Here is a 21425-nt window from a genome sequence, read left to right on the forward strand (position 1 = left end):
TACGGAGCGCCGCTAGCGGATCTCGCTCGCCGTCCGGCGGTAGGTCGAGCGCCGGTCCGTGATGTTCGCCCAGAGGTCTCCGTACACGTTCCTCATGACCCCCGGCTCCCGCAGGAAGTCGTGCGGAAAACCGAGCGCTACCTCGCTGGCCGCGTCGAGCCGGTGCACCGCGGCGGCGTCGAGCGCGACATCGACACCGGCGAGATTGTCGACGAGCTGGCTCACCCTGGTGGCGGCGACGATCGGGATGATGTTCCCGGGCCGCCCGCACAGCCACGCCAGCGCCACCTGCGCCGGGCTCCAGCCGCCCTGTTCGGCGACCTCCAGCACCGCGGTGAGGACCTCCTCCTCCCGGCGATCGGCCCGATTGTCGAAGGCGGGCGCGTCCAGCCGGCCCGTTTCGCCGCGGCGGTACTTCCCGGTGAGCTTGCCTGCGGCGAGCGGGCTCCACGCCAGCACGGCCTGGTCGAAGGCGCGGGCCTGCGGCAGCAGTTCGCGTTCCGGGGTGCGCTCCAGCAGGTTGTACCGCAGCTGAGAACCGGCGAACGAGGTCCAGCCCCGCAGCTCGGCCATGGTGTTCGCCTGCGCGATCTCCCACGCCGCCCAGTCCGACACCCCGAGATAGAGCACCTTGCCGGACCGTACGAGGTCGTCGAGGGCGCGCATGACCTCCTCGACCGGGGTGAAGTTGTCCCGTGCGTGCACCCACAGCACGTCGATGCGGTCGGTACGCAGCCGGGCGAGGCTCGCCTCCACCGACTGGACCAGGTTCTTCCGGTGGTTGCCCGCCGCGTTCGGATCGCCCGTGCGGGTGGCGCAGCTGTACTTCGTGGCGAGTACGAACCGGTCCCGGCGGCCTCGGAGCAGTTCGCCGAGGATCGTCTCCGAGCTGCCGTTGGTGTAGTTGTTGGCGGTATCGATGAAGTTGCCGCCCGCGTCCGCGTACGCGTCGACGATCCGGGCGCTGGTCTCCTTGTCCGCGCCCCACCCCCAGTCCTCGCCGATGGTCATGGCGCCGAGGCTCAGCTCGCTCACCCGCAGGCCGGTCCGGCCGAACAGCGTGTACTGCACAGTGTTCTCCCTCGGTACGTGCGTGCATCCGGTCAGCCGGTCGCATTCGGACGTTACGAGCTGGAGCGCGCTTCAACGCAAGCCACGCCGAACTGTGCCCGCACCCGGTCGGTAGGCTCGGGCCCATGTCCCGCCGCGCACTGTTGCCGCCGCCCCCTCCACCCGTCGAGATACGGTCCTGGCCCGACAGGGAAGCCCTGCTCGCCGACCGGGCGTTCGTCCTCGGCGAGCTGGTCACCATGCATGTGGGGCGCGGCCGGCTGGTGCTGCTGTGGCTGTGGGGCGCCCTGTGCGCGCTCGGCTGGTCGCTGGTGGGGACCGCGATCCTGACGTTCGAGGAGTCGTACGACATCTTCGGTGCCGTCCTCGGCGTCGTCCTCGCCGTCCTGGGCGCCTGCTGTGTCGTGCCGTCGGTGGTCTTCGTCGTCGTCGGTCTGCGCCGCGACCGGAAGATCCGCCGACTGCTCGACGCCTGGGGCGAGTTGGACCGCGATCCGGACGGCGACATGCGGCTGCGTGCCTCCGGTGCGAGCCTCGCCTGGGTGCTCTCGTCGTTCGCGTTGTGTGCGGTCGGGCTGTACGCCTGCGTGGTCGTTCCGGCGGGTGCAAGGGCCCCCGAGGACACCTACGGTGCGGTCGCCCTCGTCATGGGGCTCGGGATGATCGGCTGGCTGCTCGGTCTGATCGGGGTCACCAAGGCGTTCGCGCACCGCCGTTGGGTGCTGAGGGTGCTCGTCGGGGCGCCCGGGCCCGAGCCGCTGTTCTCCGTCCGCGGCGGTGCTCACCGCTGAACGCGCCTCTATTCTGGCCGCGTAGCAGGATCCGCGCAGGGGGAGGGGTCATATGGAGTGGTACTGGTGGGTGCTCATCATCTTCTGGACCGGTGGCTTCGGATGGGTGGTCGACAACGTCCGTACGGCGCTGCGCAACCGGCACACCCGCAAGCTGGAACTGCTGGAGGCGGGCAAACAGGAACGCCTCGCCGTCGAGGCGGCGAACCGGCCGCCGGAGCCGATCTGCGGCTGCACGCACCACCTTGCCAAGCATGACAAGCAGGGCAAGTGCCATGAGCGGGTCGAGGTGCCGACGGCCTGGGACGAGAGCAAGAAGCCGGTCCGCTTCGAATCCGGGCAGTGCAACTGCCAGCAGTACGTGGGCCCGCAGCCGCTCTCCCAGGTGTACGCCGACGAACTGACCGATCTGACCTAGTGCCCTTCCCGGCACGCTTTGCCCCCGTCGCGCCGCCCGGCACGCACACTCGGACGACGCTCCTCACGGGGCAAACACACGCTAGGAGCTCGCACGCACGTCGGGCCGCACGGGGTGGCCGACCAGCATGGTCGGTGCCCCGGCGACCCGGGTCAGGAACACGGTCGCGGCGTTCGGGCCCTGGAGCTTCATCTTCCGGCGCAGCTCCTCCGGTTCGACGGCCGAGCCGCGCTTCTTGACGGTCAGGACGCCGACCTTCCGCTCCCGCAGCAGTGCCTTCAGCTTCTTCATGTTGAAGGGCAGTTGGTCGGTGATCTCGTACGCGGAGGCGTAGGGGGAGTTGTACGGCTCGTCGCTCGTGACGTACGCGATCGTCTCGTCGACCAGCCGGCCACCCGACCGCTCCACGACGTCGGCGACCAGATGGGCACGGATGACGGCGCCGTCCGGCTCGTACAGATAGCGGCCCACCGGTCCGACGGGCGGGGCGGGCAGTGCGGCCGGGGCCGACAGGGTCGCGCCCGCCGGGAGCAGTGTGGCGCGGTACGAGCCCGGGGCGAACCCTTCACCGAACCAGAGCACCGCCTCCTTGACATCGCCGGCGTCCGAGATCCACTCGGCCTCCGCCTGCGCCGGGATCGCCTCGTGCGGGATGCCGGGGGCGATCTTCAGTGCGGCACGGGGGGCCGTCAGCGCGGCGGCGGTCGCCCAGGAGAGCGGTGGCGAGTACGCCTCGGGGTCGAAGATCCTGCCGCGTCCGCCGCGCCGGGCCGGGTCGACGAAGACCGCGTCGTACGCGGACGTGTCGATCTCGGTGACATCGGCGCAGCGCACCTCGATCAGGGTGTCGAGACCGAGTGCGGCGGCATTGGCGCGGGCCACCTCGGCGGTCAGCGGGTCGCGGTCCACGGCGAGGACGGAGATGCCCGCGCGGGCGAGGGCGAGGGCGTCGCCGCCGATCCCGCAGCAGAGGTCGGCGATGCTGTGTACGCCCGCTTCGGCGAAGCGCCGGGCGCGGTGGGTGGCGACCGAGGTGCGGGTCGCCTGCTCGACGCCGTTCGGGGTGAAGAACATCCGGTACGCGTCCTCGGCGCCGAACTTCGCCACCGCCCGCTGCCGCAGCCGTGCCTGCCCCAGCGCCGCCGACACCAGCGGGGCCGGATGGCTGCGGCGCAGCCGGGTCGCGGTGGCGAGCTCCTGGGAGGGGTCGTACGCCCGCAGCTCGGCGAGGAGTGCCTCGCCCTCGGGGGTACGCAGGGCCGTGAAGGCGGCGAGCGGGTCGGTCGGGTCGGTCGGATCGAAGGCGTTCACCGGCCCATTGTGAGCCAGCCGGGGGACCGCGCGGGCCCGGCGGAGGTGTCGGAGCCAGCGGCCGAGCCCCCACTGGCAGTATGCGAAACCACGCAGCTTGTACGACAAAAGGAAGATTTAACCGCGCAGGGGTATGGGTCGGCCCTGATGCGGCGCGGGCCGTCATGAGGACCGTCACGGACAAGGGGTACGCCGCGGCCCGGCTGGAGGACTACGCATGAGGAGGGCGCACCGGCTGCTCGCCGGCCTACTGGCAACCGGTGCGCTCCTGACGGCCACCGCCGGGTGCGCGCAGTCGGTCGACCCGATCGAACGGCTGGGCCGGAAGGCCGCGCAGAAGGTGAGCCGGCCGCACCGGACGCCGGAGCCGGAGCCGGGACCAGCGTCGGGGGCGGAGCCGGAGCGGCGGGCGGGTGTGCGGGGTGATCAGGGGGCCGCGGGGCCGACGGTCGTCGGCTCCTGCGGTCGGCCGGGTCGGCTGCCGGAGACCGGGCCCACGGCGTCGTCCTCGCCGCTGAGGCACTGGCGGCCGGACCGTCCGGGACCGTCCGGCGGAGCGGGCGCCGGTACGGGGTGCGAGCGGCGGTAGTCGACGTGCCCGGTCCGCACCGTCATGAGGCACGGTGCGATCGCGGCGAAGGCCTGGACCGGGCCCGGGGCCGGTTCGCGCGCAGCGGTGCGACGCCGATCGCGACGACCGCCGGGGTGAGCACCCCGAATGTGATCACGGCCCGGTTCGTCGGCGGTTGGTTCGGCCGCCTCGGGCGGGTCGGTGCAGGAGGCGGCCCGGCCCGCCCCGGCCGCCCGGAGGGGCCATCAGGGGCGGAACCGGAGCGATGTCGAGACCTGTCCCGACAGTCGGCGCCGACGCGGGGGCGCGACGTCCGGCATCTCCCCGCCGTCGTACGGAACGGTGCGGTCCGTCCCTGCGTTCCCCGTACGTCGACCCATCGGGACAGTCCGGTGCGGTGACGCCACGACCGGACTGAATTGGCACTCCGCTTGACCGAGTGCTAATCGCGGTCATAGTGTCAGCTCTGGCACTCCCCGCTGGAGAGTGCCAGCAGTACTGTGCGACCGGCAGGTCCGGCACCCGCGACGACGGACCCACCTGATCGCCACCCCAGACAGTTAACCCCGCAGTTAACCCCGAGATCTCCGAAGGGGGAGGCCGGATCGTGACGACCACCAGCTCCAAGGTTGCCATCAAGCCGCTTGAGGACCGCATTGTGGTCCAGCCGCTCGACGCCGAGCAGACCACGGCCTCTGGCCTGGTCATCCCGGACACCGCCAAGGAGAAGCCCCAGGAGGGCGTCGTCCTGGCCGTGGGCCCGGGTCGCTTCGAGAACGGCGAGCGCCTGCCGCTCGACGTCAAGACCGGTGACATCGTGCTGTACAGCAAGTACGGCGGCACCGAGGTGAAGTACAACGGCGAGGAGTACCTCGTCCTCTCGGCCCGCGACGTGCTCGCGATCATCGAGAAGTAATTCACACACGTTTGCTTCCGTTCTGCGCCCCTGGTCCCCTGCGAGATAACAAGCCGGGCGGTCAGGGGCGCAGTTCGTTCGAGAGGACAGTTCAGCTCCCATGGCGAAGATTCTGAAGTTCGACGAGGACGCCCGTCGCGCCCTTGAGCGCGGCGTCAACAAGCTTGCCGACACGGTCAAGGTGACGATCGGCCCCAAGGGCCGCAACGTCGTCATCGACAAGAAGTTCGGCGCTCCCACCATCACCAACGACGGTGTCACCATCGCGCGCGAGGTCGAGCTCGACGACCCGTACGAGAACCTCGGTGCCCAGCTGGTGAAGGAGGTGGCGACCAAGACCAACGACGTAGCGGGTGACGGCACCACCACCGCCACCGTGCTCGCCCAGGCGCTCGTCCGCGAGGGCCTGCGCAACGTTGCCGCGGGTGCTTCCCCGGCCGCCCTGAAGAAGGGCATCGACGCCGCGGTCAAGGCTGTGTCCGAGGAGCTCCTCGCGACCGCCCGCCCGATCGACGACAAGTCCGACATCGCCGCCGTGGCCGCGCTCTCCGCGCAGGACTCGCAGGTCGGCGAGCTCATCGCGGACGCGATGGACAAGGTCGGCAAGGACGGTGTCATCACCGTCGAGGAGTCCAACACCTTCGGTCTGGACCTCGAGTTCACCGAGGGCATGGCCTTCGACAAGGGTTACCTGTCCCCGTACATGGTGACCGACCAGGAGCGTATGGAGGCCGTCCTCGACGACCCGTACATCCTGATCCACCAGGGCAAGATCGGCTCGATCCAGGAGCTGCTCCCGCTGCTGGAGAAGGTCATCCAGGCCGGTGGCTCCAAGCCGCTGCTGATCATCGCCGAGGACGTCGAGGGCGAGGCCCTGTCGACCCTGGTCGTCAACAAGATCCGTGGCACCTTCAACGCCGTCGCGGTGAAGGCCCCGGGCTTCGGTGACCGCCGCAAGGCCATGCTCGGCGACATCGCCACCCTCACCGGTGCGACCGTCATCGCCGAGGAGGTCGGCCTCAAGCTCGACCAGGCCGGTCTGGACGTGCTGGGCACCGCCCGCCGTGTCACCGTCTCCAAGGACGACACGACCATCGTGGACGGCGGCGGCGAGCCCGGCGACGTCAAGGGCCGGGTCAACCAGATCAAGGCCGAGATCGACGCCACCGACTCCGACTGGGACCGCGAGAAGCTCCAGGAGCGCCTCGCGAAGCTGGCCGGCGGCGTGTGCGTGATCCGTGTCGGTGCCGCCACCGAGGTGGAGCTCAAGGAGAAGAAGCACCGTCTGGAGGACGCCATCTCCGCGACCCGCGCCGCGGTCGAGGAGGGCATCGTCTCCGGTGGTGGCTCCGCTCTGGTCCACGCCGTCAAGGTCCTCGAGGGCAACCTCGACAAGGCCGGCGACGAGGCCACCGGTGTCGCGGTCGTGCGCCGCGCCGCGGTCGAGCCGCTGCGCTGGATCGCCGAGAACGCCGGCCTCGAGGGTTACGTCATCACCTCGAAGGTCGCCGAGCTCGACAAGGGCCAGGGCTTCAACGCCGCGACCGGCGAGTACGGCGACCTGGTGAAGGCCGGCGTCATCGACCCGGTCAAGGTCACCCGCTCCGCGCTGGAGAACGCCGCGTCCATCGCGTCGCTGCTGCTGACGACCGAGACCCTGGTCGTCGAGAAGCCGGCCGAGGAAGAGGCCGAAGCCGGTCACGGCGGCCACGGTCACTCGCACTGACGAGCTGACACCTGGGCTCACCGCCGCACAAGGCCCCCGTTCCCGCTGTTCAGCGATGGGAACGGGGGCCTTCGGCTGTCCTTTGCCGTTGGATCAGTGGAGCGCGCCGAGCTGGTGCATCAGGCCGAGAAGGTCCTCGTGCCACCAGCCTTCCTGGATCCTGCCGTCCTTGAACCGGAAGATCGTGGTGCCCGTCATGGTGCACTGCCTGCCCGTGGGGGCGATCCCCATGAAGTCGCCCTCGTGGGTGCCGGTCCAGGTCCACAGCGTCACGACGTCGTCACCCTCGCAGACCTGCCGGTCCAGGCTGATGGTGAAATCGAAGGCCGCACGCCATCTGATCACGTCGTTCTTCAGGGAGCCGGACCCGATCACCGTGTCCTGTTCCTTGGCGACGTCGTGGTCGATGTAGTCGGGCGCGAACACCTCGTCGATGGCTTCGAGGTTGCCCCCGACGGCGATCTCGTGGAAGAACCGGCGCGACAGTGTCTGGTTCAACTGTTCGTCACGGACCACATCGAGGTCGGTGAAGGTGGGCATTCCGTTGCAGAGCGCCACCATCTCCTGGAAGATCTGGTCGGTCTCCGGCAGCTTCGAGTTCGCCATCGCATCTTCGTACGAAGGGAATTCGACGATCTCGACGAAGTGGGACCCGTCGGAGCGGTCCTTGCCGATGAGGCTGTGCGTGGCCGTCCGGGTGCCCTTGGTCCGTTCGACCCATTCGTCCATGAGGCGGTCCATGTCGTCGAACCGCTCCGTCTTGCAGTCGATTACTTGTACGAATCTCATGGCGTCTCCCGGTCCTGCAGTCTGGATGGGATCCTTCCAGTTTAGAGGAGCTCAGTGAGCCAGAGGGTTTTCGACGTTCGGGGCTCAGGCCGAGTGCTGCAGGCTCCCGGCGTGCACGGGGTCCGCGAAGGGCAGGCCGGACGCGAACCGCTCCATCTCGTCGAGTGCCTGGTCGGCCATCCGGTGCAGCTCATCGCCCTGCGAGCCCGCGATGTGCGGAGTGAGCAATACATTCGGCAGCTCGTACAACGGCGAGAGCGCGGGCGGAAGTTCGGGATCCGTCACATCCAGCACCGCGTGCAGCCGCCCGCTCCGCAGCTCCGCAAGCAAGGCGTCCTCGTCGATCAGCGACCCGCGAGCCGTGTTGATCAGCGTCGTGCCCGTCGCCATCGCCGCCAGCTGCGCCGCGCCCATCAGATGGCGCGTCTCCGGCAGCTGCGGCGCATGCACGGAGACGACGGAGCTGCGTGCGCACAGCTCGTCCAGCGCCGCGAGCCGTACGCCCAGCCGGGCCGCCTCCGCCGCGTCGACGTAGGGGTCGTACAGCAGGACGTCCAGGTCGAAGGGGCGCAGCAGCTCGATCACCCGTCGGCCGATGCGGGATGCTCCGATGATGCCGACGGTGCGGCGGTAGTTGCCGGAGCCGGCGAGCTCCTGGAGCCAGTCGTGGTCGGTGCGCAGGGCGGCGTAACGCTGCGCGGTCTGCAGCACCCGCTTGCCCGCGAAAAGGATCGCGGCAAGGGTGAACTCGGCGACGGGCAGCGCATTGGCACCGGCCGCCGAGGTGACGGCGATCCCGCGTTCCCAGCAGGCGTCCGTGATGTGGTGCTTCACGGAACCGGCGGCGTGCACCACGGCGCGCAGCCGCGGTGCGGCGTCCAGCACCTCGGCGGTCAGCGGTGTCGCACCCCAGCAGGTCAACAGCACCTCGGCCTCGGCGAGCGCGGCGGCCGTCTCCGGTGTCGGGTCGGCCAGGTCGTGGGCGACGAAGCGGGGATCCGTACGGGTGAGGGCGGCCAGTCGTGTGCGGTGGCGGTCGGCGAGGAGCCGGTCGGCGATGCCGGGGCCCATCGCCAGCAGGGCTTTCGGCCGGTTGTCAGTGGCGTGGGGCATGGTGTAACTCGGACTCCTCAAAGGGCGCTCGGCTCAAGGGGCGGGCGACGGTCACTTGACGCTTCCGGCGGTCAGACCCGCCTTCCAGTGCCGCTGCAGGGAGACGAAGGCGACGATCAGGGGGATCACGGCGAGGAGGGATCCGGTGACGACGAGCGGATAGAAGCTCGGCTCGCCGTGGGTGTTGGTGTTCCAGGAGTACAGACCGAGGCTCAGCGGGAACAGCTTGCGGTCCGACAGCATCACGAGGGGGAGGAAGAAGTTGTTCCAGATCGCGGTGAACTGGAAGAGGAAGACGGTCACGAAGCCCGGCATGACCATGCGCAGCCCGATCGACCAGAAGACGCGCAGCTCGCCGGCTCCGTCGATACGGGCGGCCTCCAGCGCCTCGTTGGGGATGTAGCCGGTGGAGAACACCCGGGCGAGGTAGACGCCGAACGGATTGACGAGGACCGGGATCAGCACCGACCAGTAGGTGTTGACGAGACCGGTTTTGGACGCCAGGAGATACATCGGCAGGGCGAGCGCGGTGGTCGGGACCAGCACGCCCATCAGTACCAGGCCGAACAGCTTCTCCTTGCCCCGGAATTCGTACTTGTCGAAGGCGTACCCCGCGGCGACACAGATCAGCGAACAGACGACCGCGCCGCCGCCCGCGTAGAAGAGGCTGTTGAGGTACCAGCGGAAGTAGATGCCGTCGCCGTAGGAGGCGAGGTTCGACAGGTTCTCGCCGAGGTTGAAGCCGTCGAAGGAGAACGCGTTGCCCGCGAGCAGATCGCCGGTGTCCTTGGTTGCGGCGGTGACCAGCCAGACGAGAGGGAAGAGCATGTAGACGACCGCGAGGATCAGGAAGCCGTTGACCGCCGTCCTGGACATCCAACGGCTCTTGGGGGCTGAGGAGTTCATGCCTTCCTGCCCTTCCGGCCGGTGAAGCGGGTGACGACGAAGGACAGCAGTGCGGCGGTGAGGGCCAGCAGGATGGAGGCCGCGGCCGCGAGGCCGTAGTCGTTGCGTTCGAAGGCCGCGGTGTACGCGTACATGTTCGGCGTCCAGGTGGAGGAGACGGCGGATCCGGTGCCCTTGTTGAGGATCAGCGGTTCGGTGAACAGCTGCAGCGAGCCGATGACCGTGAACAGGGCGACCATCACGACGGAGGCGCGGATCAGCGGCACCTTGATGCTCAGCGCGATGCGCCAGGCGCCCGCCCCGTCGACCGTGGCCGCTTCGAGCACGGAGCGGTCGATGGCCTGCAGCGCCGCGTAGAAGATCACCATGTTGTAGCCGAGCCATTCCCACAGGGCGATGTTGACGACGGACGGGAGCGCGCCCTCGGGGGAGAAGAAGTCGAAGCCGATGCCGCCGGACTCCATGGCGCTGATGACCGGGCTGAGCTGCGGCGTGTAGAGGTACACCCAGATCAGCGCGGCGATGATGCCCGGCACGGCATGTGGCAGGAAGAGCGCGAGCTGGAAGAACCGGCGGGCGCGGGCCAGCGTGGAGTCCAGCAGCAGGGCGAGGGCGAGGGCCCCGATGAGCAGCAGCGGAATGTAGAAGAGGCAGTATCCGAGGAGTACAGCGAAGCCCTCGCGGAATGCCCGGTCACCCAGCGCCGCCGCGTAGTTGTCGAGTCCGCTGAAGACGGTCTCGGTGCCGCCGAAGCCCAGGCCGGACTGTTTCTCGGTGAACAGGCTGAGCCAGACCGCGTATCCGATCGGCACCACCATCGCCAACGTGAACAGTACGAAGAAGGGCCCCAGCAGGATGGCGGCGGCTCTGGTCGTCCGGGCGCGGTTCATCAGCCTGCGTCCTCGACCTTCAGACCGCGCTTCTTCAGCTCGGCAACCGTGGCGTCATGGCCCGCCTTGACCGCGTCGGTGATCGTCGTGCCGCCGGCCGCGACCTTGCCGAACTGGTCCTTGATGGTGGTGTTCGTCGTGCCGGTCGTCGGACCCCAGGTCCAGTCGGGGCCGATGGACGCCGCCGCGTCCTCGAACACCTGGTAGATGTCCTCGCCGCCGTAGAAGTCCGCGTCGAAGGCCTTCTTCGCGACCGGACGCAGCTCGGCCGCGGCCGGGAAGGCGCTCGACGTGCCGGACTCGATCCGGGCCTTGATGCCGTCCTCGGTGGTCGACATCCAGGTGGCGAACTCGACCGCGGCCTTCGCCTTCTTGCTGGTCTTCGTCACCGCGAAGGTGGAGCCGCCGAGCATGCCGCTGGCCGGCTTGCCGTCCCAGCTGGGCATCGGGGCGACCGCCCACTTGCCGCTCTGCTCGGGCAGGGTGCCCTTGAGGACGCCCGCGCCCCAGGCGGCGCCGAGATAGCCGACGGTGCCGCCGCTCTTCAGGGAGTTGGTCCACTCGGGGCTGAACGAGGCGTTGGCACGGATCAGGTCGTCGTCGAGCAGACCCTGCCAGTAGTCGGCGACCTTGTTGGTGGCCGCGTCGGTCGTGTCGACCTTCCAGGTGTCGCCCTCGGCCTTGAACCACTGGGCGCCGGCCTGCCAGGTCATTGCCTGGAACGTGGTCGGGTCGTCGGGGAAGAACGTGCCGATGCGGGCCTTCTTGTCGGCCTTCTTGATCTTCTCGGCCGCCTTGCGGAACTCGTCCCAGGTGGTGGGGACCTCGACGCCGTACTTCTCGAACAGGTCCTTGCGGTAGTAGAAGGACTGCGGCGAGGCGTCGAAGGGGACGGCCCAGTTCTTGCCGCCGAGCGTGGTCAGCTCCACCGCCTGCGGCAGCAGCTTCTTCCTGATGTCCTCGGTGAAGTACTGGCCTATGTCCTGAAGTGCGCCCTGACTGACGTACTCCGGAAGCTGCGGGTACTCGATGGACACCAGGTCGGGGGCGTTGCCCGCCTTCACCGCGTTGGAGATCTTGGCGTAGCCGCCCGCGTTGCCGGACGGGATCTCCTCGTACACGACCTTGATGTTCTTGTGCGAGGCGTTGAACGCGTCAACGACCTCCTTGGATCCCTTGGCCCAGCCCCAGAAGGTGATGCTGACGGGCTTGCCGTCACTTCCGGTGGCGGCGCTGTCGTCGCCGCTGCCGCCGCAGGCCGTGAGTACGGCGAGGGCGGTGGCGGCGCCGACGAGGGCAAGGGACGTTCTGCTCGAACTGCGGCTCACAGCGAGGCTCCTGAACAGGCGACGACATTGGCGTTGGCCGTGATCCTTGAACCAGTCGTGACCGAAGTCAAGAGCGAAAGATTGATTGATCGAAAAAAGATCAAAGAAGTTACGTACGGAAGCGGATGGTGAGAGCTGCCGGAGGGGTCGCGGGGGACGGGTTACGGGAGGGGTGAACCGCACGAGTCGCGGACCCGCAGCTGCGGCAGCAGCGTCAGATGGCGCCGCGGCGCGCCCGCGCCCTCGCCCAGCCGTTCCACCAGCAGCTCGGTGGCATGCCGGCCCACATCGCGCTTGGGCGGCGCCACCGCCGTCAGGGGCGTGTCGGCGAGCGCCGCCACCTCGTCGTCGTACGCGATCAGCGCCAGGTCGTCCGGCACCCGCACACCCAGCTCGGCCAGGCGCTGCACCACCTGGATCGCGTCCACGTCGTTGTGGATCAGCGCCGCCGTGGCCACCCCCGAGACGACCGCCTCGCGCAGCGCCTGCACCGCCGCCTCGAAGGCGTCGGGGGCCAGCTCCGCCGGTACGGAATCGATCACGTCCTGCGGTGCGCGCAGCCCCAGCACGGCCAGTGCCTCCGCGTATCCGGACCGCACCGCGATCGCTGTCGGGGAATCGGCACGGGCCATCAGCAGCGGGGCCCCGTGCCCCAGTTCCACCAGGTGGCGCACGGCGAGCAGTACCCCGTGGGCATGGTCCGAGCAGACCCGGTCCAGGCCGTCCAGCCGCGAGCCCGCGGCGGGCCGACGCTCCAGCAGCACCGTGGGCACGGGCAGTGAGGCGATCCAGTCGCCGAATGCCGCCGGGTCGCCCGGATGCTGCCAGCCGGGTGCGATCAGCAGGCCCTCGGCGCCCGCCGAGAGCAGCCCGTCGGTGCGCGCGTGGTCCTCCTCGGGCCGGTAGTCCGAGATCCGCAGGATCAGCCGGGCCCCGGCCCGGGCCGCCGCCTCGTGCGCCCCGCGGATGACCTCGGCGAAGTAGTACGTCGCTGAGGGGGCGAGCATGCCGAGGACCAGGCCGCTGCCCGCGCCGGAGGCGGAGGCGGCACCGGGAGCCGCGTGGTCCTGCGGCCAGGAGACCGAGCCGTGCACCCGGTCCAGCAGGCCCCGGCCCGCCAGCTCCTCCACGTCCCGGCGCACCGTGACGGGCGAGACGCCCAGCTGGGAGGCGAGATCGGAGACCCGGGCCGAGCCCCGTTCCCGAACCAGCCCCAGCAGCCGGTCATGACGTTCAGCAGCAGTTTCGCGCACGGCAGCAGTCCCCTCGCAGTGATCCGACCCCGGGATCGACCCTAGTCCAACGTGATCGAACGATGGCAGTTTCGATCATTCAAACGTAATCCATTGACGTTCGATCAATCCGAGTCCAGGATTCCGGCGATGCCGACTCGACCCTGACTGTTCGTACGGAGGAATTGTGAGACATCGCGTCACCGCCGCAGCGCTCGCGGCCCTGACTGCTGCCGCGGGTGTGACCGTCGCGGGCCAGACGACCGCGCAGGCCGCGCCCACCGGCCGCACGTTCCATGTCGACTGCTCGGCCGACCCGGCCGGTGCCACCGGCAGCAAGGAGCATCCGTGGACCACCCTGGCCGAGGCCGGCGCCCCCACCTACGGCCCCGGCGACCGGCTGCTCTTCAAGCGCGGCACCACCTGCACCGGCACCCTCGCCCCGCGGGGTGAAGGCTCGGCCCGCGCGCCCTTCACCATTGCCGACTACGGCAGCGGCGAGGCCCGCGCGAAGCTCGACGGCGCGGGCGCCCACGACGTCGTCCTGCTCTCCAACACGCAATACGTGCACCTCGGCGACCTGGAGATCACCAACGCCGCCGCCCCCGGCAGCGAGCGCAACGGGGTCCGGCTGCGCCTGACCGACTACGGCACCGCCCGCGGCTTCAAGATCTCCGGCCTGTACATCCACGATGTGCGCGGAGGCGACTACAAGACGGTCTCCGGCTCCAGCGCGATCCAGATCGCGGTCGAGGGGAAGACGAAGCCCAGCGCGTACGACGGTCTCGACATCAGCCACAACCGCATCGAGGACGTCGACCGCGAGGGCATCTACTTCAAGTCGACGTTCTCCAAGCGCGATCTGGTCGGCCAGCAGCAGGACCCGAACGTCTACCCGGGGGAGTGGACGCCCAGTACCGGCGTGCGGATCCACCACAACACGCTGAAGTCCCTCGCGGGTGACGGCATGAAGCTCGACACCACCAGCGGCGCCCGCGTCGACCACAACAGGGTCGACGGCTTCCAGCTCCGCTCGCCCTCCGCCAACGCCGGTATCTGGACCTTCAACACCGACGACACGACCATCGAGTACAACGAGGTCTCGGGCGGCGGAAACACCCACGACGGCATGTCCTTCGACGCCGACGGCGCCTCGCAGAACACCGTCTTCCAGTACAACTACAGCCACGACAACGCCGGCGGCTTCCTGCTGATCTGCCCGTACAGCGGTGCCAAGACCATCGGCACGGTCGCCCGCTACAACGTCAGCCGGAACGACGGCGCGCGCCTCATCCAGAACTGCTGGGGCCCGATCCTCGACACGCAGATCTACAACAACACCTTCCACAACAAGGAGAAGGTGCCCGGCTACCTCGTCCAGGACGACGCCGGAAGCCCCGCCACCACCCAGCACGAACTGTCCATCCGCAACAACATCTTCGTGAGCGAGGGCACCGGCGGCTACGCCTTCAAGAACCCGACCCCCGGGCTCTCCTTCGACCACAACGCGTTCCACGGCATCGAGATGACCCGCCCCAACCCCGGCGGCATCACCGAGGACCCGAAGCTGCGGGACGACTTCCGGCTCGGCGAGGGCTCGCCCGCCCTGGCCGCCGGAGCCGTCATCGAGAACAACGGCGGCAAGGACTGGTTCGGCAACGAGCTGAAGCCCGGCGCCCCCAACATCGGCGCGTACGCGGGCCGCGGCGTCAAGTAATCCGCACACCGTCCGACCGCCCTACTGCGGACCGTACTTGCGGCCTGTCTTGGAGGTGACCCCTCCGAGCAGGCCGCGCGGCGTCACCTTCACCAGCCCCATCAGCGCCTTGTACCGCGCGTCGGGGATCGACACCGACTTCCCGCGCGCGAGATCCGCCAGCGCCGAGGCGACCAGCCTGTCCGCGTCGAGCCACATCCAGCCCGGAATGTTGTCGGTCCCCATCCCGGCGCGCTCATGGAACTCGGTCCGTACGAAGCCGGGGCACAGCGCCATCAGCCGCACCCCCGAACCGGCCAGGTCCTTCGCCGCGCCCTGGGTGAACTGAACGACCCACGCCTTGGACGCGCCGTACGTCCCGCGCGGCACGAACGCCGCCACCGAGGCCACATTGACCACCCCGCCCCGCCCGCGTTCCTTCATCCCCGCCGCGGCAGCCGAGGTCAGCCGCAGCACCGCCTCGCAGTGCACCTTCAACATCTTCAGCTCGTCCGCCATCGACACATCCAGATAGCGGCCCTTGTTGCCGAACCCGGCATTGTTGATCAGCAGATCGACGGGCTGCCGGCGGTCCGTCAGCCGCGCCTCGACCGAGGCGATCCCGTCGTCCTCGGAGAGGTCGGCGATCAGCACCTCGGCCTCGATGCCGTGCCGGTCGTGCAGTTCGGTGGCCTGTTCCCGGAGTCGCTCGGTGCTGCGCGCCACCAGCACCAGATTGTGCCCGTCGGCCGCGAGACGCCGCGCGAAGGCGGCCCCGATTCCCGCGGTCGCACCCGTAATCAATGCAGTCGTCATACGCGGCACGTTAGTGCCCCGCACACCGCACTGATCACTCGCCCGGTGCCTGCGCCGCCACGTACTTCAGAGCGGTGCGCAGCGTCTCGGGATGCAGTGCGTCCCGGGCCGTGAGCAGCTCCGGCAGCAGGTCCCGTCGCACCGTCACCGCCAGGAACTGCATCCGTACGGTGATGTCGTGGTCCGGCCGGTGCACGATCTCGACCGGGTCCCCGGCGCGGATCTCGCCCGGCTCGATCACCCTCAGGTAGGCGCCCGGCGCGGCCGCCTCGGTGAATCGCTTGACCCAGCGCTTCTCTCCGAGGTGACCGGCGAACGTGCGGCACGGAATGCGACCCGACGTCACCTCCAGGACCAGATCGGCTCCGATCCGCCAGCGTTCGCCGATCCTCGCGCCGCTCACGTCCAGTCCGGCGGTCGTCAGGTTCTCGCCGAACGCGCCATTGGCCAGCGGGCGGCCGAGCGAACGCTCCCAGGCGTCGAGATCCTCACGGGCGACGGCGTACACGGCCTGGTCCGAGCCGCCGTGATGGCGCAGATCGCACACCGCGTCCCCGGCCACCCCACTGCCGCCGGTGCCCTTGGGGCCGGGGTCGGTGACCCGCACCGGGCCGTCGACCGGCTGCTTGTCGATCCCGGTCACGCCGCCGGCGGCGTCGGTGTAGTCGACGGCCTCGGGCCGTCCCGCATTCACAGTCAGCAGTTCCATGCAGCGAACGCTAGTGCCGTGACCGGCAGTGTTTGCCCATGAGGGGCGTTCTCCGGTGCGTGCGGTCGCACGGCGGCCGGACGTCCTTGGATGCGGTCTCCCCTGCTCGAACGGAGTCGAGAGCTCGAGGAAGCAGCCACCAGGGCTTTTGGCCGACGGGGCGAGCGGGCGTGCTCGGCGGTGCGACGGGGCAAAGCCTGCCGGGAGGGGCACTGACGACCCCATCCTCAAAGATGCATGCGAATATTTCGCACCCCACCCAAGCTGCCCTTATGGTTGAAGAGTGATCGAAGCCCGTCATCTCCGTGTCCTGCGCGCCGTGGCCGCCACCGGCTCGTTCTCCGCCGCTGCGCGCGAACTGGGCTGCACCCAGCCCGCGGTCAGCCAGCAGATGAAGGCCCTGGAGTCCTCGGCCGGCACCACGCTGCTGATCCGCACAGGCCGCGAGATGCGGCTCACCCAGGCGGGTGAGGCGCTGGTACGTCACGCGTCCGGCATCCTCGCCGGGCTGACCGCCGCCGAGGAGGAGGTCGCTGCGATCGCCGGGCTGCGGGCCGGCCGGGTCCGGCTCGTCTCGTTCCCCAGTGGCAGCTCCACTCTGGTTCCCGGGGCTCTGGCCGCCCTGCGCGCCGCCCACCCGGGGACGAGGGTCTCCCTGGTCGAGGCGGAGCCGCCGCGCTCGGTCGAGATGCTCAGGGAGGGCGACTGCGACATCGCGCTGGCGTTCCGCTACGGCGCCTCGGGCGGCGAGTGGGAGGACCTGGTCGTGCGCCCGTTGCTCACCGACCGGCTGATCGGCCTGGTTCCCGAGGGGCACCGGCTGGCCGGTGCGGACGCGGTGGGGATCGGTGAACTGGCCGACGAGTCCTGGATCGCGGGCTGCCCGCGCTGCCGGCGGCAGCTGGTGGAGGTCTGCGAGGAGTCCGGCTTCGTCCCCCGGATCGACTTCGCCACCGATGACTACCCTGCGGTGGTCGGCCTGGTCGGCGCCGGTCTGGGAGTGGCCGTGCTGCCGGCGCTGGCGATCGAGTCGGTGCGCCCCAAGGGGGCCCGCACCGTGACGGTGGAGCCGGCGATCGAACGCGAGATCGTCGCACTGACTCTTCCTGACCTGGCCCACGTCCCCGCCGTGGCGGCCACGCTGGATCAGCTGTCCCTGGCTGCCGCCCGCTAGGCCGGGGCCACGCATGCCACTGGCCCGCCCCGCAGGCATGCGGTGCAGGAACGTTTCTTCTGTTGTCGTGCGGAGTGCCTAAGGGTCAGGTGTGCCCGGATGGGGCGGCCATCCCCGGAGGTGCTGCCGCGATCAGTCGGTTGCGGGCCCGTCCCATGAGCTCCTCGCGCTCGTCCTCGGTCAGTCCGCCCCACACCCCGTAGGGCTCCCGCACCGCCAGGGCGTGCGCTGCGCACTCGGCGCGTACCGGGCATCGCATACAGACCTCTTTCGCCGAGTTCTCGCGGGCGCTCCGTGCCGCGCCGCGCTCACCCTCCGGATGGAAGAACAGCGAACTGTCGACCCCACGGCAGGCCGCCAGCAGCTGCCAGTCCCACAGATCGGCGTTGGGTCCGGGAAGGCGGGAGAAATCTGCCATTGCTTGTCCCCTCGAAACCATGGTGGGTAGGAAACGTCGTTGGCGTTCGTCGTTGGACCGGTGCCCATGACCGTACATCTGCGGTGCTAGTAGATGTAAATATGACTGATTGCGAATCTAGCCACAGACACCAGTAAAAGGGAAGAAAACCGACTAAATGGGGCATACGTTGAAGTGAAAGTTCGGTTGACGGCTTGACCAACCGCGCCGCTCTCCTCTGTGCGCGGTCCCTCACGTAGAGTGCCGAACCCGCCCCGCGGGCCCGTAACTCTTTCGAGTGACCATCGTTGAGAGTGCGGAGGCGGTTGGCAGAAAAAGCGATCGGTCAGATGTCCGAGAGCGTCAACCGCACAGGTGACGACTTGTATCAGCCTGGAGGCTCAAGGTGATGCGCATCAGCTGCGGAGGACGGCCATGACATCCGTCCTCGTCTGCGACGACTCCCCGCTTGCCCGAGAGGCGCTCCGTCGCGCGGTCGCGACCGTGCCCGGCGTCGAGCGTGTGACGACGGCGGCCAACGGCGAGGAAGTCCTCCGCCGCTGGGGAGCCGACCGTTCGGATCTGATTCTGATGGACGTACGTATGCCCGGTCTGGGGGGTGTGGAGACGGTCCGGCGGCTCCTCTCCGCCGACCCGGGGGCCCGGATCATCATGCTGACCGTCGCGGAGGACCTGGACGGTGTCGCGCTCGCGGTCGCCGCCGGTGCCCGCGGATATCTGCACAAGGACGCCTCCCGCGCGGAGCTGCGGGCGACCGTCACCCAGGCGCTGGCCGATCCGACGTGGCGGCTCGCCCCGCGTCGGCTGCGGTCCGCCGAGATGGGTGCGGCGCCCACGCTCACTGCGCGTGAGATCCAGGTGCTCGAAGGGATGAGCCATGGCCGTTCCAACGCGGAGATCGGGCGCGAGCTCTTCCTCTCCGAGGACACCGTGAAGACGCACGCCAGACGGCTGTTCAAGAAACTCGGCGCCTCGGACCGGGCGCATGCCGTCGCGCTCGGCTTCCGCTGGGGCCTGGTCCGCTGATGACGGGCCATGACCGGTAGCCGGCCGCTTCCCCGTCCGCACTTCGGCGGACGGGGTGACGGGGGCGGCAGGACGCCGATCGGCTGCTCGGCTGCCTCGGTATGTGACGCTTCCCGGCCGATGACGCATCCTTGAGATGTGGAGTTCCTCGGGAACGATTCGGTCGAGCGGAAGGGGAGGGCGCAGGACATGACTTCCGGCGCACCCGCTCATAACGCTTCGGTGCACAACTACGGACGCGGTGCCGCGGATGAAGCGGCATCGAGGCACCATGGTCCGATGCGCGACGACGAGACGACGGTGATCGGTGCTCTGGTGCACCGTGCCGTCGACGGCGACGCCCAGGCCACCCATGATCTGCTGGCTCATGTCCACCCCCTCGCGCTGCGCTACTGCAGGTCCCGGCTGAACCGGTTGCCCGGTGATGCTCGCCACTTCGTGGAGGACCTGGCGCAGGAGGTCTGTGTCGCGGTGCTGATGGCGTTGCCGCGCTACAAGGACACCGGCAGGCCCTTCGAAGCTTTTGTCTTCGCCATCGCCGGCCACAAGGTCGCCGATCTCCAGCGGGCCGCGATGCGGCACCCGGGATCGACGGCCGTGCCCTCCGACGAGATGCCGGAGCGGCCGGACGATTCGCTCGGGCCCGAGGAGCGTGCACTGCTCAGCAGCGACGCGGCCTGGGCCAAGAAGCTCCTGGCCAACCTCCCGGAGAACCAACGTGAGCTGCTGGTTCTCCGGGTCGCGGTCGGTCTGACCGCCGAGGAGACCGGACAGATGCTCGGCATGTCGCCGGGTGCGGTCCGGGTTGCCCAGCACCGCGCACTGAGCAGGCTGCGCGCCCTCGCCGAGCAGTAGAGCGGCGTCGGATTTCCTCGTGCGCAGGTTCCGTACGAAGCTACAGAACCTCTAGGTGATCTTGATCGTGGAATGAGACACCCCCGGAGGCCGTTAGCATGGACATCCGCACCGATCAAGGCCATTTGGGGAAGGTGTCATGACTGCAAACGTCGACGGAGTGCCCGAGAAATTCGCGACGCTCGGGCTGACATACGACGACGTGCTGCTGCTGCCCGGCGCGTCCGACATGGCGCCCGATCAGATCGATACCTCCTCGTACATCTCCAAGAACGTACGGGTGAACATCCCGCTGCTCTCCGCAGCGATGGACAAGGTCACCGAAGCCCGCATGGCGATCGCCATGGCCCGGCAGGGCGGCGCCGGTGTGCTGCACCGCAATCTCTCCATCGCCGACCAGGCCAACCAGGTCGACCTGGTGAAGCGCTCCGAGTCCGGGATGGTCACCGACCCGATCACGGTGCACCCGGACGCGACCCTGCGTGACGCCGACGAGCTGTGCGCCAAGTTCCGCATCAGCGGCGTGCCGGTCACCGATGCCGCGGGCAAGCTGCTCGGCATCGTCACCAACCGTGACATGGCCTTCGAGTCCGACCGTTCGCGTCAGGTGCGCGAGGTCATGACGCCGATGCCGCTCGTCACCGGCAAGGTCGGCATCTCCGGCGTGGACGCCATGGAGCTGCTGCGCCGCCACAAGATCGAGAAGCTTCCGCTGGTCGACGAAGGCGGGGTCCTCAAGGGCCTCATCACCGTCAAGGACTTCGTCAAGGCCGAGAAGTACCCGAACGCCGCGAAGGACAAGGACGGCCGGCTGCTGGTCGGCGCCGCGGTCGGCGTCGCGGGCGACGCCTTCGAGCGGGCCCAGGCACTCGTCGAGGCGGGCGTCGACTTCATCGTCGTCGACACCGCGCACGGCCACTCCCGCCTCGTCTCCGACATGGTCGCCAAGATCAAGTCGAACGCGTCGGGCGTCGACGTCATCGGCGGCAACATCGCCACCCGTGACGGCGCCCAGGCGCTGATCGACGCGGGCGTCGACGGCATCAAGGTCGGCGTCGGCCCCGGTTCCATCTGCACCACCCGCGTCGTCGCCGGTATCGGCGTCCCGCAGGTCACGGCGATCTACGAGGCCTCGCTCGCCGCCAAGGCGGCCGGTGTCCCGGTCATCGGCGACGGTGGCCTGCAGTACTCCGGCGACATCGCCAAGGCTCTCGTGGCCGGTGCGGACACCGTGATGCTCGGCTCGCTGCTCGCGGGCTGCGAGGAGTCCCCGGGCGAACTGCTCTTCATCAACGGAAAGCAGTTCAAGTCGTACCGCGGCATGGGTTCGCTCGGCGCGATGCAGACCCGTGGCGACCGCAAGTCGTTCTCCAAGGACCGTTACTTCCAGGAGGGCGTCGCCTCCGACGAGAAGCTCGTCCCCGAGGGCATCGAGGGCCAGGTCCCGTACCGCGGCCCGCTCTCCGCGGTCGTCCACCAGCTCACCGGCGGTCTGCGTCAGTCGATGTTCTACGTCGGCGGCCGCACCGTCCCGGAGCTCCAGGCCAACGGCCGGTTCGTGCGGATCACCTCGGCGGGGCTCAAGGAGAGCCACCCGCACGACATCCAGATGACGGTCGAGGCGCCGAACTACAGCAGGAAGTAACGCATCACCACAGGTGAGGGGCGG

At 69.1% G+C, this 21425-nt stretch carries 21 protein-coding genes; 9 read left to right on the forward strand and 12 right to left on the reverse strand.

Going from position 1 to position 21425, the window contains the following annotated elements; all coding sequences use genetic code 11:
- Window positions 1-12: 12 nt before the first annotated feature.
- Complete coding sequence (locus tag ACFU8W_RS30155) at window positions 13-1071, reverse strand: aldo/keto reductase (protein WP_384043685.1); 1059 nt, start codon at window positions 1069-1071, stop codon at window positions 13-15.
- Window positions 1072-1196: 125 nt separating this feature from the next.
- Here ACFU8W_RS30155 and ACFU8W_RS30160 point away from each other — a divergent pair, with 125 nt between their 5' ends.
- Both ACFU8W_RS30160 and ACFU8W_RS30165 read left to right on the forward strand, forming a co-directional pair.
- Window positions 1197-1862, forward strand: coding sequence for a hypothetical protein (locus ACFU8W_RS30160; RefSeq protein ID WP_384043687.1), 666 nt, complete (start codon window positions 1197-1199; stop codon window positions 1860-1862).
- A gap of 52 nt (window positions 1863-1914) precedes the next feature.
- The gene (locus ACFU8W_RS30165) at window positions 1915-2280 is read left to right on the forward strand and encodes a hypothetical protein (protein WP_384043690.1); all 366 of its coding nucleotides are present in this window, start codon (window positions 1915-1917) and stop codon (window positions 2278-2280) included.
- An 81-nt stretch (window positions 2281-2361) separates the two neighbouring features.
- Here the strand turns inward: ACFU8W_RS30165 and ACFU8W_RS30170 are convergent, their stop codons facing one another.
- Together ACFU8W_RS30170 and ACFU8W_RS30175 are read right to left on the reverse strand one after the other, a co-directional pair.
- Complete coding sequence (locus ACFU8W_RS30170; protein ID WP_384043693.1) at window positions 2362-3591, reverse strand: methyltransferase domain-containing protein; 1230 nt, start codon at window positions 3589-3591, stop codon at window positions 2362-2364.
- Window positions 3592-4017: 426 nt separating this feature from the next.
- Window positions 4018-4206 carry a hypothetical protein gene (locus ACFU8W_RS30175; RefSeq protein ID WP_384043696.1) on the reverse strand — a complete coding sequence of 63 codons (189 nt, stop codon included), beginning with the start codon at window positions 4204-4206 and terminating at the stop codon, window positions 4018-4020.
- A gap of 563 nt (window positions 4207-4769) precedes the next feature.
- Between ACFU8W_RS30175 and groES the strand changes: the two genes are divergently transcribed.
- Together groES and groL are read left to right on the forward strand one after the other, a co-directional pair.
- Entirely contained in the window at window positions 4770-5078 is a 309-nt protein-coding gene (gene groES / locus ACFU8W_RS30180; protein ID WP_003998759.1) for a co-chaperone GroES, read from the forward strand.
- A 100-nt stretch (window positions 5079-5178) separates the two neighbouring features.
- Window positions 5179-6804, forward strand: coding sequence for a chaperonin GroEL (groL, locus tag ACFU8W_RS30185; RefSeq protein ID WP_345515020.1), 1626 nt, complete (start codon window positions 5179-5181; stop codon window positions 6802-6804).
- 93 nt (window positions 6805-6897) lie between these two features.
- Here the strand turns inward: groL and ACFU8W_RS30190 are convergent, their stop codons facing one another.
- The 6 genes from ACFU8W_RS30190 to ACFU8W_RS30215 all read right to left on the reverse strand — a co-directional run bounded on the left by ACFU8W_RS30190 (window position 6898) and on the right by ACFU8W_RS30215 (window position 13083).
- Window positions 6898-7593, reverse strand: coding sequence for an ester cyclase (locus tag ACFU8W_RS30190; protein ID WP_384043700.1), 696 nt, complete (start codon window positions 7591-7593; stop codon window positions 6898-6900).
- An 84-nt stretch (window positions 7594-7677) separates the two neighbouring features.
- Complete coding sequence (locus tag ACFU8W_RS30195) at window positions 7678-8706, reverse strand: hydroxyacid dehydrogenase (RefSeq protein ID WP_384043703.1); 1029 nt, start codon at window positions 8704-8706, stop codon at window positions 7678-7680.
- Between the two features lie 51 nt (window positions 8707-8757).
- On the reverse strand, window positions 8758-9612 hold the full coding sequence (locus ACFU8W_RS30200) for a carbohydrate ABC transporter permease (RefSeq protein ID WP_384043706.1): 855 nt from the start codon (window positions 9610-9612) through the stop codon (window positions 8758-8760).
- Entirely contained in the window at window positions 9609-10502 is an 894-nt protein-coding gene (locus tag ACFU8W_RS30205; protein ID WP_384043709.1) for a carbohydrate ABC transporter permease, read from the reverse strand. The genes ACFU8W_RS30200 and ACFU8W_RS30205 overlap by 4 nt, the downstream gene beginning before the upstream one ends.
- Window positions 10502-11830 carry an ABC transporter substrate-binding protein gene (locus tag ACFU8W_RS30210; protein WP_384043711.1) on the reverse strand — a complete coding sequence of 443 codons (1329 nt, stop codon included), beginning with the start codon at window positions 11828-11830 and terminating at the stop codon, window positions 10502-10504. The genes ACFU8W_RS30205 and ACFU8W_RS30210 overlap by 1 nt, the downstream gene beginning before the upstream one ends.
- 161 nt (window positions 11831-11991) lie before the next feature.
- A complete protein-coding gene (locus ACFU8W_RS30215) occupies window positions 11992-13083 on the reverse strand; it encodes a substrate-binding domain-containing protein (protein ID WP_345515027.1) in 1092 nt (363 codons plus the stop codon).
- Window positions 13084-13249: 166 nt separating this feature from the next.
- On the opposite strand from ACFU8W_RS30215, the gene ACFU8W_RS30220 reads away from it, so the two are divergent.
- Window positions 13250-14779 carry a right-handed parallel beta-helix repeat-containing protein gene (locus tag ACFU8W_RS30220; protein ID WP_384043716.1) on the forward strand — a complete coding sequence of 510 codons (1530 nt, stop codon included), beginning with the start codon at window positions 13250-13252 and terminating at the stop codon, window positions 14777-14779.
- Window positions 14780-14800: 21 nt separating this feature from the next.
- On the opposite strand, the gene ACFU8W_RS30225 is transcribed toward ACFU8W_RS30220, so the two are convergent.
- Both ACFU8W_RS30225 and ACFU8W_RS30230 read right to left on the reverse strand, forming a co-directional pair.
- Complete coding sequence (locus ACFU8W_RS30225; protein ID WP_345515029.1) at window positions 14801-15574, reverse strand: SDR family oxidoreductase; 774 nt, start codon at window positions 15572-15574, stop codon at window positions 14801-14803.
- A gap of 34 nt (window positions 15575-15608) precedes the next feature.
- The gene (locus ACFU8W_RS30230) at window positions 15609-16283 is read right to left on the reverse strand and encodes an MOSC domain-containing protein (RefSeq protein WP_384043719.1); all 675 of its coding nucleotides are present in this window, start codon (window positions 16281-16283) and stop codon (window positions 15609-15611) included.
- Window positions 16284-16566: 283 nt separating this feature from the next.
- Between ACFU8W_RS30230 and ACFU8W_RS30235 the strand changes: the two genes are divergently transcribed.
- Complete coding sequence (locus tag ACFU8W_RS30235; protein WP_345515031.1) at window positions 16567-17457, forward strand: LysR family transcriptional regulator; 891 nt, start codon at window positions 16567-16569, stop codon at window positions 17455-17457.
- Window positions 17458-17542: 85 nt separating this feature from the next.
- Here ACFU8W_RS30235 and ACFU8W_RS30240 read toward each other — a convergent pair whose 3' ends face one another.
- Window positions 17543-17875: a WhiB family transcriptional regulator gene (locus ACFU8W_RS30240; RefSeq protein WP_266982485.1), complete on the reverse strand. Its 333-nt coding sequence runs from the start codon at window positions 17873-17875 to the stop codon at window positions 17543-17545.
- 414 nt (window positions 17876-18289) lie between these two features.
- Between ACFU8W_RS30240 and ACFU8W_RS30245 the strand changes: the two genes are divergently transcribed.
- The 3 genes from ACFU8W_RS30245 to guaB all read left to right on the forward strand — a co-directional run bounded on the left by ACFU8W_RS30245 (window position 18290) and on the right by guaB (window position 21401).
- Window positions 18290-18901: a response regulator transcription factor gene (locus tag ACFU8W_RS30245; protein ID WP_003948568.1), complete on the forward strand. Its 612-nt coding sequence runs from the start codon at window positions 18290-18292 to the stop codon at window positions 18899-18901.
- Window positions 18902-19180: 279 nt separating this feature from the next.
- Complete coding sequence (locus ACFU8W_RS30250) at window positions 19181-19756, forward strand: sigma-70 family RNA polymerase sigma factor (protein WP_030084428.1); 576 nt, start codon at window positions 19181-19183, stop codon at window positions 19754-19756.
- A gap of 139 nt (window positions 19757-19895) precedes the next feature.
- Window positions 19896-21401: an IMP dehydrogenase gene (gene guaB, locus ACFU8W_RS30255; RefSeq protein ID WP_345515032.1), complete on the forward strand. Its 1506-nt coding sequence runs from the start codon at window positions 19896-19898 to the stop codon at window positions 21399-21401.
- Window positions 21402-21425: the final 24 nt, after the last annotated feature.

Origin of the sequence: Streptomyces sp. NPDC057565, from assembly GCF_042801455.1 — a bacterium.
Lineage (GTDB): Bacteria > Actinomycetota > Actinomycetes > Streptomycetales > Streptomycetaceae > Streptomyces > Streptomyces yanii.